The organism is Variovorax sp. CCNWLW225 (genome assembly GCF_037204045.1).
Classification (GTDB): Bacteria; Pseudomonadota; Gammaproteobacteria; order Burkholderiales; family Burkholderiaceae_C; genus Variovorax.
In genome coordinates, this window is the sequence record NZ_JBBCBV010000004.1 from 231563 (window position 1) to 245986 (window position 14424).

The 14424-nt window shown below is 66.7% G+C and carries 14 protein-coding genes; 13 read left to right on the forward strand and 1 reads right to left on the reverse strand.

Annotation, left to right across the window (positions count from 1 at the left end):
• Positions 1–49 precede the first annotated feature (49 nt).
• The 8 genes from V9L20_RS10645 (at position 50) to V9L20_RS10680 (ending at position 9576) form a co-directional block, all read left to right on the forward strand.
• The gene (locus V9L20_RS10645; protein WP_337296560.1) at positions 50–1714 is read left to right on the forward strand and encodes a hypothetical protein; all 1665 of its coding nucleotides are present in this window, start codon (positions 50–52) and stop codon (positions 1712–1714) included.
• Between the two features lie 146 nt (positions 1715–1860).
• The gene (locus V9L20_RS10650) at positions 1861–2250 is read left to right on the forward strand and encodes an MHYT domain-containing protein (protein WP_337296561.1); all 390 of its coding nucleotides are present in this window, start codon (positions 1861–1863) and stop codon (positions 2248–2250) included.
• Complete coding sequence (locus V9L20_RS10655) at positions 2250–2633, forward strand: MHYT domain-containing protein (RefSeq protein WP_337296675.1); 384 nt, start codon at positions 2250–2252, stop codon at positions 2631–2633. The genes V9L20_RS10650 and V9L20_RS10655 overlap by 1 nt, the downstream gene beginning before the upstream one ends.
• 71 nt (positions 2634–2704) lie before the next feature.
• A complete protein-coding gene (locus tag V9L20_RS10660; RefSeq protein ID WP_337296562.1) occupies positions 2705–4315 on the forward strand; it encodes an acyl-CoA carboxylase subunit beta in 1611 nt (536 codons plus the stop codon).
• Positions 4312–6261 (forward strand): acetyl/propionyl/methylcrotonyl-CoA carboxylase subunit alpha, encoded by a 1950-nt coding sequence (locus tag V9L20_RS10665; RefSeq protein WP_337296563.1) that lies wholly within the window; start codon positions 4312–4314, stop codon positions 6259–6261. Before V9L20_RS10660 ends, V9L20_RS10665 begins: the two co-directional genes overlap by 4 nt.
• Positions 6262–6300: 39 nt before the next feature.
• Positions 6301–7215 carry an SDR family oxidoreductase gene (locus V9L20_RS10670; RefSeq protein ID WP_337296564.1) on the forward strand — a complete coding sequence of 305 codons (915 nt, stop codon included), beginning with the start codon at positions 6301–6303 and terminating at the stop codon, positions 7213–7215.
• Between the two features lie 26 nt (positions 7216–7241).
• Positions 7242–8402, forward strand: a complete 1161-nt coding sequence (locus V9L20_RS10675) for an acyl-CoA dehydrogenase family protein (protein WP_337296565.1) — start codon at positions 7242–7244, stop codon at positions 8400–8402.
• Positions 8403–8409: 7 nt separating this feature from the next.
• Positions 8410–9576, forward strand: a complete 1167-nt coding sequence (locus V9L20_RS10680) for an acyl-CoA dehydrogenase family protein (RefSeq protein WP_337296566.1) — start codon at positions 8410–8412, stop codon at positions 9574–9576.
• Positions 9577–9587: 11 nt separating this feature from the next.
• On the opposite strand, the gene V9L20_RS10685 is transcribed toward V9L20_RS10680, so the two are convergent.
• Positions 9588–10859 (reverse strand): DEAD/DEAH box helicase, encoded by a 1272-nt coding sequence (locus V9L20_RS10685; RefSeq protein WP_337296567.1) that lies wholly within the window; start codon positions 10857–10859, stop codon positions 9588–9590.
• A 74-nt stretch (positions 10860–10933) separates the two neighbouring features.
• On the opposite strand from V9L20_RS10685, the gene V9L20_RS10690 reads away from it, so the two are divergent.
• The 5 genes from V9L20_RS10690 to V9L20_RS10710 all read left to right on the forward strand — a co-directional run bounded on the left by V9L20_RS10690 (position 10934) and on the right by V9L20_RS10710 (position 14336).
• A complete protein-coding gene (locus V9L20_RS10690) occupies positions 10934–11299 on the forward strand; it encodes a translation initiation factor Sui1 (RefSeq protein ID WP_258508194.1) in 366 nt (121 codons plus the stop codon).
• Between the two features lie 5 nt (positions 11300–11304).
• Entirely contained in the window at positions 11305–11538 is a 234-nt protein-coding gene (locus V9L20_RS10695; protein WP_126747804.1) for a DUF3820 family protein, read from the forward strand.
• 181 nt (positions 11539–11719) lie between these two features.
• Entirely contained in the window at positions 11720–12127 is a 408-nt protein-coding gene (locus tag V9L20_RS10700) for an RNA recognition motif domain-containing protein (RefSeq protein WP_337296568.1), read from the forward strand.
• Positions 12128–12322: 195 nt separating this feature from the next.
• Positions 12323–12811 carry a tripartite tricarboxylate transporter TctB family protein gene (locus V9L20_RS10705; protein ID WP_337296569.1) on the forward strand — a complete coding sequence of 163 codons (489 nt, stop codon included), beginning with the start codon at positions 12323–12325 and terminating at the stop codon, positions 12809–12811.
• Between the two features lie 13 nt (positions 12812–12824).
• Positions 12825–14336 (forward strand): tripartite tricarboxylate transporter permease, encoded by a 1512-nt coding sequence (locus V9L20_RS10710; RefSeq protein WP_337296570.1) that lies wholly within the window; start codon positions 12825–12827, stop codon positions 14334–14336.
• Positions 14337–14424 lie beyond the last annotated feature (88 nt).

The following is a 14424-nucleotide window of genomic DNA, read 5'->3' on the forward strand; positions in this document are numbered from 1 at the left end:
TCCCCCTCCTCCTTCTAGACTGCGCGCGCAACCACAAGAAGGAGAAGGCATGCCCCGTCGCCTGTTGCGCGCTGCCGCCGCGCTGACCGCCACGCTCGCCCTGCTGGGCGCCTGCAGCACCGTTGTCGCACCGCCGCCCACCACCCGGCCCGCGTCATGGGCCGCACCCGAGGCGCTGGTGCCGCCGTCCTCCTTCTCGGGAGTGCACGGCTTGGCCATCGACCAGAAGGGCCGGCTGCTTGCCGGCTCCGTGCTCGGCAACACGCTGTGGGAGGTCGACCGCACCACCGGCGCGGCCAAGGTGCTGATCGACGCGCCCGAGGGCCAGGCGGACGACATCGCGGTCGGCCCCAAGGGCGAGCTGGCCTGGACCAACTACCTCATGGGCATGCTGCGCTACCGCGAGAGCGACGGCGCACCGATGCGCGTGCTCGCCAAGGACCTGCCCGGCCTCAACTCGCTCGACTTCGACCGCCGCAACAACAAGCTCTATGCCTCGCAGGTGTTCCTGGGCGATGCGCTCTGGGAGATCGACCGCGAAGGCCAGAAGCCGCCGCGGCTCATCAAGAAGGACATGGGCGGCTTCAACGGCTTCGAGGTCGGCCCGGACGGCATGCTCTACGGGCCGCTCTGGTTCAAGGGCCAGGTCGTGAAGATCGACCCGGCCAACGGCCAGATGACCGTGATTGCCGACGGCTTCAAGATTCCCGCCGCGGCCAATCTGGACGGCAAGGGCAACCTCTGGGTGGTCGATGCGCGCAGCGGCGAGCTGGTGCGCGTGGACCTGGCCACTGGCCGCAAGACCGTCGCGAAGCAGCTGCGCCCGTCGCTCGATAACCTGGCCATTGCACGCGACACGCCCGACGGCACCATCTACATCTCGAACATGGCCAACAACGAGGTGCAGGCCTTCAACCCCGCCACCGGTGCGCTGCGCACGCTCAGCAGCGGCAAGCTCGCGGCGCCGGCGGGTCTGAAGATCGAGGGCCACACGCTCTGGGTGGCCGATGTGTTCGGCTTTCGCCAGGTGGATGTGCGCACCGGCGAAGTGCGCGACGTGTTCCGCATGCAGCGCGATCCGGACCTCGACTATCCCTTCGCCATCGGTCTCTCGGGCAAGCTGTTTGCGCTGACCTCGTGGTTCACAGGCACGGTGCAGCTGGTCGACCGCCAGACGCTGCGAACCGTCGAGACCATTCACGGATTGAAGGCGCCTTTCGACGCCCTGCCCATGGCCGACGGCAGCGTGATCTATGCCGAGATCGCCACCGGCAGCATCACGCGCGCCCGCGGTGCCAAGTTTGCAGACAAGCAAGTGCTCGCTAGCGGGCTGAGCGGCCCCGTGCAAATGATCATCGGCCAGGACGGCGCTCTTTATGTGACCGAGGCGGCCGGCAAGCTGACCCGCATTCCGCTCGACGCGAGCGCGCCGCTCCGTGCGATTGCCGAGGGGCTGGCGTTGCCTGAAGGCCTGGCGCAAACGCCTTGGGGCAGCTTCATCGTGGCCGAGAGCGCGGCGCGCCGGCTGGTGGAAATCGACCCTGCGAACGGCTCACGCCGCACCGTGGCGGAAAACCTGCCGATCGGCTTGGCCGCGGGCCCCGGATTGCCGCCGCCTTATGTGGTGACAGGCGTTGCCGTGGGCGGTGACGGAAGCATCTACGTGGCGGCCGACCGGAACAATGCGATCTACCGGATTCGGCCCCAACGATGAGGTGTGAGAAGGTAAACAAAACCGCACCAAATTCTGTTTACTTTTAAAAACAACTATTACAAACTCGTCCGCGAACGACTCGTTACAACCCTTTCCACATCCGATCCCACGGCGGTGAGTCGTTCTTTTTTCCAGGAGAACAAAGCATGACCCCCCTCGTTGTCGGCCAGTTGCTATCGCCCGAGTATTCGCTCGGCCTGGTGGCGCTCTCGTTCCTCATTTCGTTCGCGGGTTCTTTGGTGGCGCTGATCTGCGCAGGGCGCATGGTCGGGGCGGACGGTAAACCGAACCTGGCGGTGGTGGCTTGCGCCGCCGTGGCGCTGGGCGGCATCGGCATCTGGTCGATGCATTTCATCGGCATGCTGGCCTACCGGCTGCCGGTGGGCATTTCATACAACGTGCCGCTGACCGTCGTGTCCCTGGTGGCGGCCATCCTCATCTCCGGCATTGCGCTGTACTGGCGGGCGGGCGAAGCAAATTCAGCAAGCCGGGCTGGCTGGCCGGCAGCCTGCTGGCGGGCCTGGGCGTTTGCGTGATGCACTACATGGGCATGTTTGCCATGAACATGCGCGCCTCGATGGATTTCGATCTCAACATCGTCGGCCTGTCCGTGGCCATTGCCATCACCGCCGCAGGCGCGGCCCTGTGGCTGGCCTTCAACCTGCGCCGGCTGACCCACAAGGTGGCCGCCGCCGCGGTGATGGGCGTGGCGGTCTGCACCATGCATTACGTGGGCATGAGCGCCGCCAACATGATCTGCACTGCTGCCGCTCCGACCGATGCGCTCGCCATCGGCGGCAACTACATGGGCTTGTCGGTGTTCGGCACGGCCGGCGCGGTGCTGATCTTCATCTACTGGGTGATCACGGGTACCAGCCTGGACGCCCCCGCTGCGGCGCGGCGGGTCCGCACCAGCTAATTGGCGCAAGCCGGGCGCGAATCGGCGCCCTAGAGTCGGTGCAGAGCGAAAGCGATCTGCACTGACTCCTCATGCCCGCCATCGAATCCCGGCTGCACGCGGCCAGCGAATCCTTCCAGGCCCATCGCGCCGGCATGCTCGCGCTGCTTGCCGAGGTGCGGTCGCACGAGGCCCGCTCGGCGGCGGCCTCGAATGCCTCGGCCGAGCGCTTTGCCAGGCGCGGGCAGCTGCTGCCGCGCGAGCGCCTGGCGCTGCTGCTCGACACCGGCGCGCCCTTTCTGCCGCTGGCCTCGCTGGCCGGCCTGGGCCATGACCACGAGGACCTCGGCAGGAGCGTGCCCGGCGGCGGGGTGATCGCGGGCATTGGGCGGGTGGCCGGCGTGCGCTGCATGGTGAGCGCTTCCGACTCCGGCATCGACGCCGGCGCGCTGCAGCCGATGGGCCTGGACAAGCAGTTGCGCATGCAGGAGATCGCACTCGAAAACAAGCTGCCCTATGTTCAGCTGGTGGAAAGCGCGGGCGCCAATCTCATGCAATACCGCGTGCAGGATTTCGTGCGCGGCGGCGGCATCTTCCGCAACCTGGCGCGGCTCTCGGCCGCCGGGCTTCCGGTGGTGACGGTGACGCACGGCTCCTCGACCGCGGGCGGCGCCTACCAGACGGGCCTTTCAGACTACATCGTGATGGTGCGGGACCGCACCCGTGCCTTCCTGGCCGGCCCGCCGCTGCTCAAGGCCGCCACCGGCGAAATTGCCACCGAGGAAGAGCTGGGCGGCGCCGTGATGCACACGCACATCTCGGGCTTGGGCGACTACCTGGCGGAAGACGACCGCGACGCCATTCGCATCGCCCGCTCCATCCTGGGCGGCATCGACTGGACCCGCGACGAAGCCCCGCGCAAGTTTGCGCCGCCGCTCTATGAAGCCGAAGAACTGCTCGGCATCATGCCGGGCGACGGGCGCCGGCCGGTCGACATGCGCGAGGTGATTGCGCGCATTGCCGACGGCTCCGAGTTCCTCGGATTCAGCGAGCACTACGGCAGCGCGACGGTGTGCGGGCACATCCGGCTCGAAGGCCATGCCGTGGGCATCGTCACCAACAACGGCCCCATCGACTCCGACGGCGCCGCCAAGGCCACGCATTTCATCCAGGCCTGCTGCCAGTCGCGCACGCCCATCGTGTACCTGCAGAACATCACGGGCTATATGGTGGGCCGCGCGCATGAGGAGGCCGGCATCATCAAGCACGGCGCCAAGATGATCCAGGCGGTGACCAGCGCCACCGTGCCGCAGATCACACTGCATTGCGGCGCTTCTTACGGCGCGGGCAACTACGGCATGTGCGGCCGCGGCTTCGCGCCGCGCTTCTGCTTTTCCTGGCCCAACGCGCGCACTGCCGTGATGGGCGGCGAGCAGGCGGCAAGAACCATGGCCATCGTGATGGAAGCGGGCATGGCGCGCAAAGGTGCTGTCGACCGCGCGAAGATCGATGCGATGCAGCAGCAGATCGTCGAGCGCTTCGATCGGCAGATGAGCGTGTTCACCACCAGCGCGCTGCTGCTGGACGACGGCGTGATCGACCCGCGCGACACGCGGGCGGTGCTGGCCGAAGTGCTCTCCGTCTGCCGCGATGCCGATGCGCGCATGCTGCAGGCCATGCAGTTCTCGGTGGCGCGGCCATGAGCTTCAGCAAGATTCTGGTAGCCAACCGCGGCGAGATCGCGGCCCGCGTGATGCGCACCGCGCGTGCCATGGGCTGCCGCACGGTGGCTGTGTATTCGACGGCCGACGCCGACGCGGAGCATGTGCGCCAAGCCGACCAGTCGGTGTTGATCGGCGAATCGCTGCCCGCGCAGAGCTACCTGAACATTGCAGCCATCGTCGATGCCGCGCGTGCGAGCGGCGCGCAAGCGGTGCATCCGGGCTACGGCTTTCTCGCCGAGAACGCGGCGTTCGCACAGGTCTGCCGCGATGCGGGCCTCGTCTTCATCGGCCCCTCGCCCGAAGCCATTCGCGCAATGGGCGACAAGGCCGGCGCGAAGCGGCTGATGCAGGCGGCCGGCGTGCCGTGCATTCCGGGCTACCAAGGGGAAGACCAGAGCCAGTCCAGGCTCGCCGCCGAAGCCGCGCGCATCGGCTGGCCCGTGATGATCAAGGCAACGGCCGGAGGCGGCGGACGCGGCATGCGCCTGGTGCCCTCGGCCGCGGCCTTTGCCGAACTGCTGCAGAGCGCGCAATCGGAAGCGCTCAATGCCTTCGGCGATGCGACCGTGATCCTGGAGCGCGCCATCGTGGCGCCGCGCCACATCGAGATCCAGGTGTTCGCCGACCGGCACGGCAACGCCATTCACCTGGGCGAGCGCGACTGCTCGGTGCAGCGGCGGCACCAGAAGGTGATCGAGGAATCGCCTTCGCCGGCCGTTTCCGCAGCCTTGCGCGAACGCATGGGCGCAACGGCGGTCGCCGCAGCAAAGGCCATCGGCTATGAAGGTGCGGGCACGCTGGAGTTCTTGCTCGATGCCGACGGCCGCTACTGGTTCATGGAAATGAACACGCGGCTGCAGGTGGAGCATCCGGTGACCGAGGCTGTGACGGGGCTCGACCTGGTCGAGCTGCAGTTGCGCATCGCGGCCGGGGAACCGCTACCACTTGCGCAACAGGATGTGCGCATCAGCGGCCACGCGATCGAAGTGCGCCTGTGCGCCGAAGATCCGCGGCAAGGCTTTCTGCCGCAAAGCGGCACGCTCGCCGCGTGGCGTCCGTCAGCCGCCTTGCGCACCGAACACGCGCTGCGCGATGGCGCTGCGGTGCCGCCCTTCTACGACTCGATGATTGCCAAGCTGGTGGCGCACGGCCGCACGCGCGACGAAGCCCGGCAACGGCTGCTCGCCGGCCTGCAAGACACGGTGGCGCTGGGCGTTGCCACGAACCAGCAGCTGCTGCAGCGCGCACTGGCGCATCCGGTGTTCGAAAGCGGTGCGGCGACCACCGCATTCATCGCCGAACAGCTCGACGGCTTGCTCGCACCCGATGACGCGGCCGAAGCGCGCGCCAGGTTGCTCGCTGCGCTGTTGCTCCAGCTCGGAGAGCACGGCTGGCCCTCGCCGCTCGCCCACCGGTTGCCGAATGCATTGCGCTTCGCGCTCGACGGAATGAACTGCCAGGCGCGCGTGCAGCCTCTTGGCGCGGCCCGCTTCGACATTCGCATCGGCGACCAGGCGCCCGTACGTATCGACTTGCTTGCACTGCCTGGCCAAGGGCATGTGCGCTTCTGTTGCAACGGGTTGGCCGAACAAGCGGTGGTGGCGCACGGACCGGCGGGCCGCCTCTTCTTTCACGTTCGCGGGCGGCCGTTTCAGCTCGACAACCTCACCCACGTTGCGGTAACGCGCGAGGGTGCCGCTTCCGCCGACGGGCTGCTGCGCGCCTCGATGAACGGCCGCGTCATCGCGCTGCTGGCGGCGGAGGGCGACACCGTGGCCGCCGGCCAGCCGCTCGTCACGCTCGAGGCCATGAAGATGGAACACGTGCACTGCGCGCCGCGCGCCGGCCGGCTGGCCGCGCTGCATGTGGCCGTCGGCGCACAGGTGGCCGCGCGCCATGTGGTGGCGGAAATAGCCGATGCCTGACGCGGCTGCTTCTGCGCAGATTTTGTTGAAAGCCGTCCGATGAACTCGCCCTCCCGGTACCGCTCCGTTTTTTCGCCCGGCGTTTTTGCCGGCCAGGTGATCGTCGTCACCGGCGGCGGCTCCGGCATCGGGCGCTGCACTGCGCATGAACTCGCTTCGCTCGGCGCTCAGGTGGTGCTGGTCGGCCGCAATGCAGAGAAGCTCGAGTCGGTGCGGGCCGAAATCATCGATGACGGCGGCAAGGCGAGCACGCAGCCCTTCGACATCCGGCAGGAAGAGGCCGTGCGCAGCGCGGTGGCTGCGATCGTGGCCGCGCACGGACGCATCGACGGGCTGGTGAACAACGCGGGCGGCCAGTACATCACGCCACTCGCGGCCATTTCGGCCAAGGGATGGGAGGCGGTGATCCATACCAATCTCACGGGCGGTTTTCTCGTGGCACGCGAATGCTTTCTGCAGAGCATGCAGGCGCACGGTGGCGCCATCGTCAACATCGTGGCCGACATGTGGGGCTCCATGCCCAACATGGGCCACAGCGGCGCGGCGCGCGCGGGCATGGTGAGCTTTACCGAGACCGCCGCGCTCGAATGGGCCGCGAGCGGCGTGCGCGTGAATGCCGTGGCGCCGGGCTACATCGCATCGAGCGGCATGGACCACTACCCGCCCGAAGCAGGCGACATGCTGCGCGCGATGCGCGGCACGGTGCCCGCGGGCCGCTTCGGCAACGAGGCCGAGACCTCCGCCGCCATCGCCTTTTTGTTAAGCCCCGCCGCCAGCTTCATCAGCGGCAGCGTGCTTCGCGTGGATGGCGCACGGCCGCAGGTGCGCATGGGCTGGCCGATGGCACTGCCGGACAAAGAGACGCAGCAGCGTGTGGCGGTGCGGCCCTTCGACGGTTTTCACCGGGCGCAGACGCCGCGTGTCTTCAAGAACGCCGACGAACCGAACGACTGACTGACCGACTGACTGGAGACAACCGCATGCAGTACACCCACGAGCACCTCGAGATTCAGAAGACGCTGCGCCGCTTCATCGACGAAGAGATCAATCCGCATGTCGACGCATGGGAAGAAGCCGAGATTTTTCCCGCACACGAGGTCTTCAAGAAGCTCGGCAACCTGGGCATGCTGGGCCTGAACAAGCCCGAAGCCTTCGGCGGCGCCGGGCTCGACTATTCGTATGCGATGGCCATGGCCGAGGCGCTGGGGCACGTGAACTGCGGCGGCGTGCCGATGGCGATTGGCGTGCAGACGGACATGTGCACGCCCGCGCTCGCGCGCTTCGGCAGCGACGAACTGCGGCGCGAGTTCCTGGCACCTGCCATCGCGGGCGACATGGTCGGCTGCATCGGCGTGAGCGAGCCCGGCGCGGGCAGCGACGTGGCGGGCCTGAAGAGCCATGCGCGCAAGGACGGCGGCGACTACCTCATCAGCGGCCAGAAGATGTGGATCACCAACAGCCTGCAGGCCGACTGGATGTGCATGCTGGTCAACACCGGCGATGGACCCGTGCATCGCAACAAGTCGCTCGTGATGGTGCCGATGGACAGCCCCGGCATCGAGAAGGCGAAAAAAATCCGCAAGATCGGCATGCACTCGAGCGACACGGGGCTCATCTATTTCGACAACGTGCGCGTGCCCCAGCGCTATCGCATCGGCGAGGAAGGACAGGGCTTCGTCTATCAGATGCAGCAGTTCCAGGAAGAGCGGCTGTGGGCTGCCGCGAGCTCGCTCGAACCGATGGAAGACTGCATTGCGCAGACCATCGGATGGGCGCAGGAGCGCAAGATGTTCGGCGCCACGCTGGCCGACCAGCAGTGGGTGCAGTTCAAGCTCGCCGAACTCAAGACCGAAGTGGAGGCGCTGCGCGCCCTCACCTACCGCGCCTGCGACCTGCATGTGCAGGGCCAGGACGTGCTCGAGCTGGCATCGATGGCCAAGCTCAAGACCGGCCGGCTCACGCGGCAGGTGGCCGACACCTGCCTGCAGTTCTGGGGCGGTATGGGCTTCACGCTCGAGAACCGCGTTTCCCGCCTTTACCGCGACGGGCGTCTCGGCTCGATCGGCGGGGGCGCGGACGAGGTGATGCTCGGCATCCTCGCCAAGACGATGGGCATCGCCAAGCGACCACCGCGCGGCTGAAGCGCACATGGACGCCGAACTGCAAGCCGACCGCGCGGCCCTCGCCGACACGGTGCGGCGCTTTGCCGAAGACGAGATCGCGCCGCACGTGCAGGCCTGGGAAGACGCGGGCGAGTTTCCCCGCGCGCTGTATGCGCGTGCGGCGGAGCTGGGTTTGCTGGGCCTCGGCTACCCCGAGTCGCTGGGCGGCACACCGGCGTCCTATGCACTCAAGCTGCCGGCGTGGATCGCGCTCGCGCGCCACGGCAAGAGCGGCGGCGTGCTCGCCAGCCTGTTCTCGCACAACATCGGCCTGCCGCCCGTGGTGCTGCATGCGAGCGATGCGGTGCGCGGCGAGGTCGTGCCGCCGGTGCTGCGCGGCGAGAAGATCGCCGCGCTCGCCATCACCGAGCCCGGCGGTGGTTCCGACGTGGCGGCGCTGCACACCACGGCGCACCGCGACGGCGAACACTACGTGGTGAACGGCGAAAAGACCTTCATCACCTCGGGCATGCGGGCCGACTGGATCACGGTGGCGGTGCGCACCGGCGAAGAGCGCGGCGCCCGCGGCATCTCGATGCTGCTGGTGCCCGGCGACACACCCGGCCTCACGCGCACTCGCCTCGCGAAGATGGGCTGGCTGTGCTCGGACACCGCGCAACTGTACTTCGACAACGTGCGCGTGCCTGCGCGCTACCTGCTCGGCAGCGAAGGCGCGGGTTTTCGCATGGTCATGGGCAACTTCAACGGCGAACGCATCGGTCTGGCGGCGGGCGCGCTCGGCTTTGCGCAGGCCTGCCTCGACGAGGCGCTGGCCTGGTCTCAGGAGCGCAAGACCTTCGGCGCCGCGCTCATCGAGCACCAGGCGGTGCGCCACAAGCTGGTCGACATGCAGATGCGCATTGCGTCCACCGAGACTTGGATCGAGGCTGTATCAGCGCAAGGCGATGCGTGCGAAGCGGAGGGCCGCTTCAACGCGCCCGAGTGGGTCGCGCAGGTTTGCATGCTCAAGAATCACGCGACGCAGACCATGCAGTTCTGTGCCGACCAGGCCGTGCAGATCCTGGGCGGCATGGGTTTCATGCGCGGCACCGTCAGTGAACGCATCTACCGCGAAGTGAAGGTGATGATGATCGGCGGCGGCGCCGAAGAGATCATGAAGGAGCTGGCTGCGCGGCAGCTGGGCTGGCTTTAGGCCCCGGGGCTTCAGTCGTTCTGCTCGCCGTCGCCCTGCCGCGTCGCGGCCAGTGCGTTTGCGGCACGCAGCTTGTCCTTCTTGCTCGGCCGCTTGCCCTTGATGCCGCCGGTGCCCAAGGCATCGACCATCGGCACGGGGGCTTCAGTCGGCTCGAAGCCTTCGATGCGTTCGCGTGGGAGGCTAAGGCCCTGGCGTTTTTCGATCAGGCGAAAGTGCGCCTCGGTCGCAGCGCTCACAAAGCTGATCGCCAGCCCGCTTTCGCCGGCACGGCCGGTGCGGCCGATGCGGTGGATGTAGTCGGTGGGCGAGCGCGGCAGGTCGTAGTTGATGACGACCGGCAGCTGTGCAATGTCGATGCCGCGTGCGGCCAGGTCGGTGGCAATCACCACGTCCCATCGGCTCTCCTTGAACTGCGCGAGGATGCCGGTCCGCGTGCCCTGTGCAATGTCTCCGTGGAAGGGCACCGCATAGACACCGTTCTTGTAGAGCTTCTCGGCCACGGTCTGGGCCGCATGCTGCGTGGCGACGAAGACCAGCACGCGGTCCCACTCGTTCTCCTTCAGCAAGTGACGAAGCAGCTGCGTGCGGCGGTTGGCGTCGACCTCGATCACGCGCTGCACGATGGCGGGCTCGGTGCCGGGCTCGCCCTGCACGTCGATCACCGCCGGGTCGCGCAGTGCGTTGTCGGCCAGCGCCTGGATGGCGGCCGGGAAGGTGGCCGAGAACAGCAGGTTCTGGCGCTGCGCCGGCAGCAGCGCGAGGATGCGGCCCAGCTCCTCGGCAAAGCCAAGGTCGAACAGCCGGTCGGCCTCGTCGAGCACGAGCATGGAAACCGCATTGAGCTTGAGCGCGTTGTGGTCCACCAGGTCGAGCAACCGGCCCGGCGTGGCCACCACGATGTCGGCGCCGCCGCGCAGGCTCATCATCTGCGGGTTGATCGACACGCCGCCGAAGGCAATCGCGATCTTGAGCCGCTCGGGCAGGTGCTGCGCAAGGCTGCGCATGGTTTCGCCCACTTGGGCGGCGAGTTCGCGCGTGGGCACGAGCACCAGCGCGCGCACGCGGCGCGGCGACGTGGCACGTTCGGCCGCCAAGCGCTGCAGCAGCGGCAGGGAAAATGCGGCGGTCTTGCCGGAGCCGGTCTGCGCCGAGCCCCGCACGTCGCGGCCTTGCAGAATTGCGGGAATGGCCGCGGCCTGGATGGCGGTCGGGGCGGCATAGCCGCTTTCGGCGGCAGCCTGCACGAGCGCGGGGGCCAGGCCCAGTGAGTCGAATGGCATGTGAGCAGACAGAGAAAGATGAACCGGGAACCAACAGGAACCGAAGCGTTGAAGAAGAGATCGACCGAATGACGATGAAGAGCAATCAGTCCACAGCCCTGGTGTATTCCACCGAAGCCGGAGGCCGCATGTGCCCCGAGTGCCGCGCGCCGATCGCGCAGTGCCGCTGCAAGGAGCTCAAGGCGCGCGTTCCGGCCACTGACGGCATTGTGCGTGTATCGCACGAGACCAAGGGCCGCAAAGGCAAGGGCGTGACGGTGGTCAAGGGCCTGGCGCTCGATGCGGCCGCGCTCGCGGCCACGGGCAAACAGCTCAAGACGGCCTGCGGCACGGGCGGCACGGTGAAGGACGGCACCATCGAAATCCAGGGCGACCACCGCGACCTGGTGATCGCGGCCCTCACCAAGCAAGGCCACGTCGTCAAGCGCGCCGGGGGCTGAACCTCATGAAACCCGAAGACCTGCAGCGCCTCGTCACGCTCGAAATGCCTTTCGGCAAGCACAAGGGCACCTTGATTGCCGATTTACCCGGCAATTATCTGAATTGGTTCGCACGCGAGGGTTTTCCCGCAGGTGAAATCGGGCGGCTGCTCCATTTGATGCATGAAATAGACCACAACGGGCTCTCCGGCCTTCTGCAACCGTTGCGAAACCGCCCTCCAAGGCGTGATGTTTCGTAAGAAGAGCGAATTTCATCACCCTTTTTCCAGATCGCATTGATAATCGTGCCTACGTGTCTGTGAGCTTGCCTCCCGTGCACGTAATTCGGTGATCGGTCAGTTTCGCGCCACAGCGCATTTGTTTGTTGTGATTCTGGGACTCCATCGCTTTGTTTTGTTGGTTTGAATTAGGAGTCCCTCAATGGGCAAGAAACTCTACGTAGGCAACCTCGCCTACTCTGTGCGTGACAACGACCTGGAACAGGCTTTCGGCGAGTTCGGCTCGATCGTCAGCGCCAAGGTCATGATGGAACGCGACACCGGCCGCTCCAAGGGCTTCGGCTTCGTGGAAATGGGCACCGACGCTGAAGCGCTGGCAGCCGTTGAAGCCATGAACGGCCATTCGCTCCAGGGCCGCGCCCTGACCGTGAACGAAGCACGTCCGATGGAAGCTCGTCCCCCCCGTACCGGTGGTGGCGGCGGCTACGGCGGCGGCGGCGGTGGTGGTTACGGCGGTGGTGGCGGCGGCGGCTACGGTGGTGGTGGCGGCGGCGGTGGCCGCAGCGGTGGTGGCGGTGGCTACGGCGGCGGTGGTCGCGGCGGCTACTAAGCCCTTCCCCCGAGACCTCGCTCTCAAATAAAAAAGCTCCTTCGGGAGCTTTTTTCGTTTCTGCGCCCCACGCTCCGCCTGAGTTCCGCGCAAAGGCCTGGGCACCCTTGTACGCATTTGTCCTTACCGCGCCGGTCAGCCCAAGGTCAGCCGCGGGCGACGACCCTCACCCGTCCAATCAAGAGGGTCGAGACAATGCGCATAAAGAGTCAGGCTGACTTCTTTTCAGGAGTCATGTTCACAAGTGTCGGCGGCGCTTTCGCCATCGGCGCCACCACCTACACCATCGGAGACGGGGCCCGCATGGGCCCCGGCTACTTTCCGCTGATGCTGGGCATTTTGCTGGCGGTGCTCGGCGGGGCCATCATGTTCCAGGCCATGGTGGTCGAAACCGCCGGCGGCGACCCGATCGGCAAATGGGCCTGGAAGCCGCTGGCCTTCGTGCTGGGCGCCAACCTGGCCTTCGGCGTGCTGCTCGGCGGACTGCCGAGCATCGGCCTTCCCGCCATGGGGATGATCGTCGCGATCTACGCGCTCACCATCATCTCGAGCATGGCGGGCGAACACTTCAAGCTGCGCGACGTGCTGGTGCTCTCCACCATCCTGGCGGCCGGCAGCTACGTGGCCTTCATCTGGGCGCTGAAGCTGCAGATCCAGGTCTGGCCAACTTTCATTTTGGGTTGAGGAGCACACCGCCATGGAACTGTTCCACAACCTTGCGACCGGCTTCGGCGTCGCCTTTACTTTCACCAACCTGCTGTATTGCCTGGTCGGCTGCATCCTGGGCACGCTGATCGGCGTGCTGCCGGGCATCGGTCCGGTTGCGACCATCGCGATGCTGCTGCCCGCAACGTATGCGCTGCCGCCCGTATCGGCACTGATCATGCTGGCAGGCATCTACTACGGCGCGCAATACGGCGGCTCGACCACTGCGATCCTGGTGAACCTGCCCGGGGAATCGTCCTCCGTGGTCACCTGCATCGACGGATACCAAATGGCAAGGCAGGGCCGCGCGGGGCCCGCGCTCGCCGCGGCGGGCCTGGGGTCGTTCTTTGCGGGTTGCGTGGGTACGCTGATCCTGGCTGCCTTTGCGCCGCCGCTCACCGAACTGGCCTTCAAGTTCGGCCCGGCCGAGTACTTCTCGTTGATGACGCTGGGCCTCATCGGCGCCGTGGTGCTGGCCTCGGGTTCGCTGCTCAAGGCGGTGGCCATGATCGTGCTCGGCCTGCTGCTTGGCATCGTCGGCACCGACGTCAATTCGGGCGTGGCGCGTTTCAGCTTCGACATCCCCGAACTCACCGACGGCATCGGCTTCGTGGTGATTGCAATGGGCGTGTTCGGCTATGGCGAAATCATCGGCAACCTCTCGCAACCCGACGACGAGCGCGAGGTGTTCACGCACAAGGTGAAGGGCCTGTGGCCCACCAAGGACGACTTCAAGCGCATGACGCCCGCGGTGTTGCGCGGCACGGCGCTGGGTTCGGCGCTCGGCATCCTGCCCGGCGGCGGCGCGCTGCTGGCGGCCTTTGCGGCCTATGCGCTCGAAAAGAAGATCAAGATGCGCCCGGGAGAGGTCGCCTTCGGCAAGGGCAACATCCGCGGTGTGGCATCGCCCGAATCGGCGAACAACGCGGGCGCGCAGACCTCGTTCATTCCGCTGCTCACGCTGGGCATTCCGCCCAACGCGGTCATGGCGCTGATGGTGGGTGCGATGACCATCCACAACATCCAGCCGGGCCCGCAGGTGATGACCAGCAACCCGGAACTGTTCTGGGGGCTGATTGCCTCGATGTGGATCGGCAACGCGATGCTGATCGTGCTGAACCTGCCGCTGATCGGCATGTGGATCAAGCTGCTGACGGTGCCTTACAAGTTCCTGTTTCCCGCCATCGTGCTGTTCTGCGCGATTGGCGTGTACTCGACCAACAACAACACCTTCGACATCTGGATGGTGGCGGCCTTCGGCTTCATCGGCTACCTGTTCATCAAGCTCAAGACCGAGCCCGCGCCGTTGCTGCTGGGCTTCATCCTCGGGCCGATGATGGAAGAAAACCTGCGGCGCGCCCTGCTGCTTTCGCGCGGCACCTGGAGCGTGTTCGTCACGCGGCCGCTGTCGGCGGGCTTGCTGGTGGCGGCTGCGCTGCTGCTGGGCATCGTGCTGCTCCCATCCATCAAGGCCAAGCGCGAAGAAGCCTTCGTCGAGGAATGACCCGGAACGTGAGACGGGACATTCCAGGAACACCGAGGAACCGGCTTTGCCGGGCCTCTGGTGTTGCCCCCGGTAGGGGTTGGCGTAG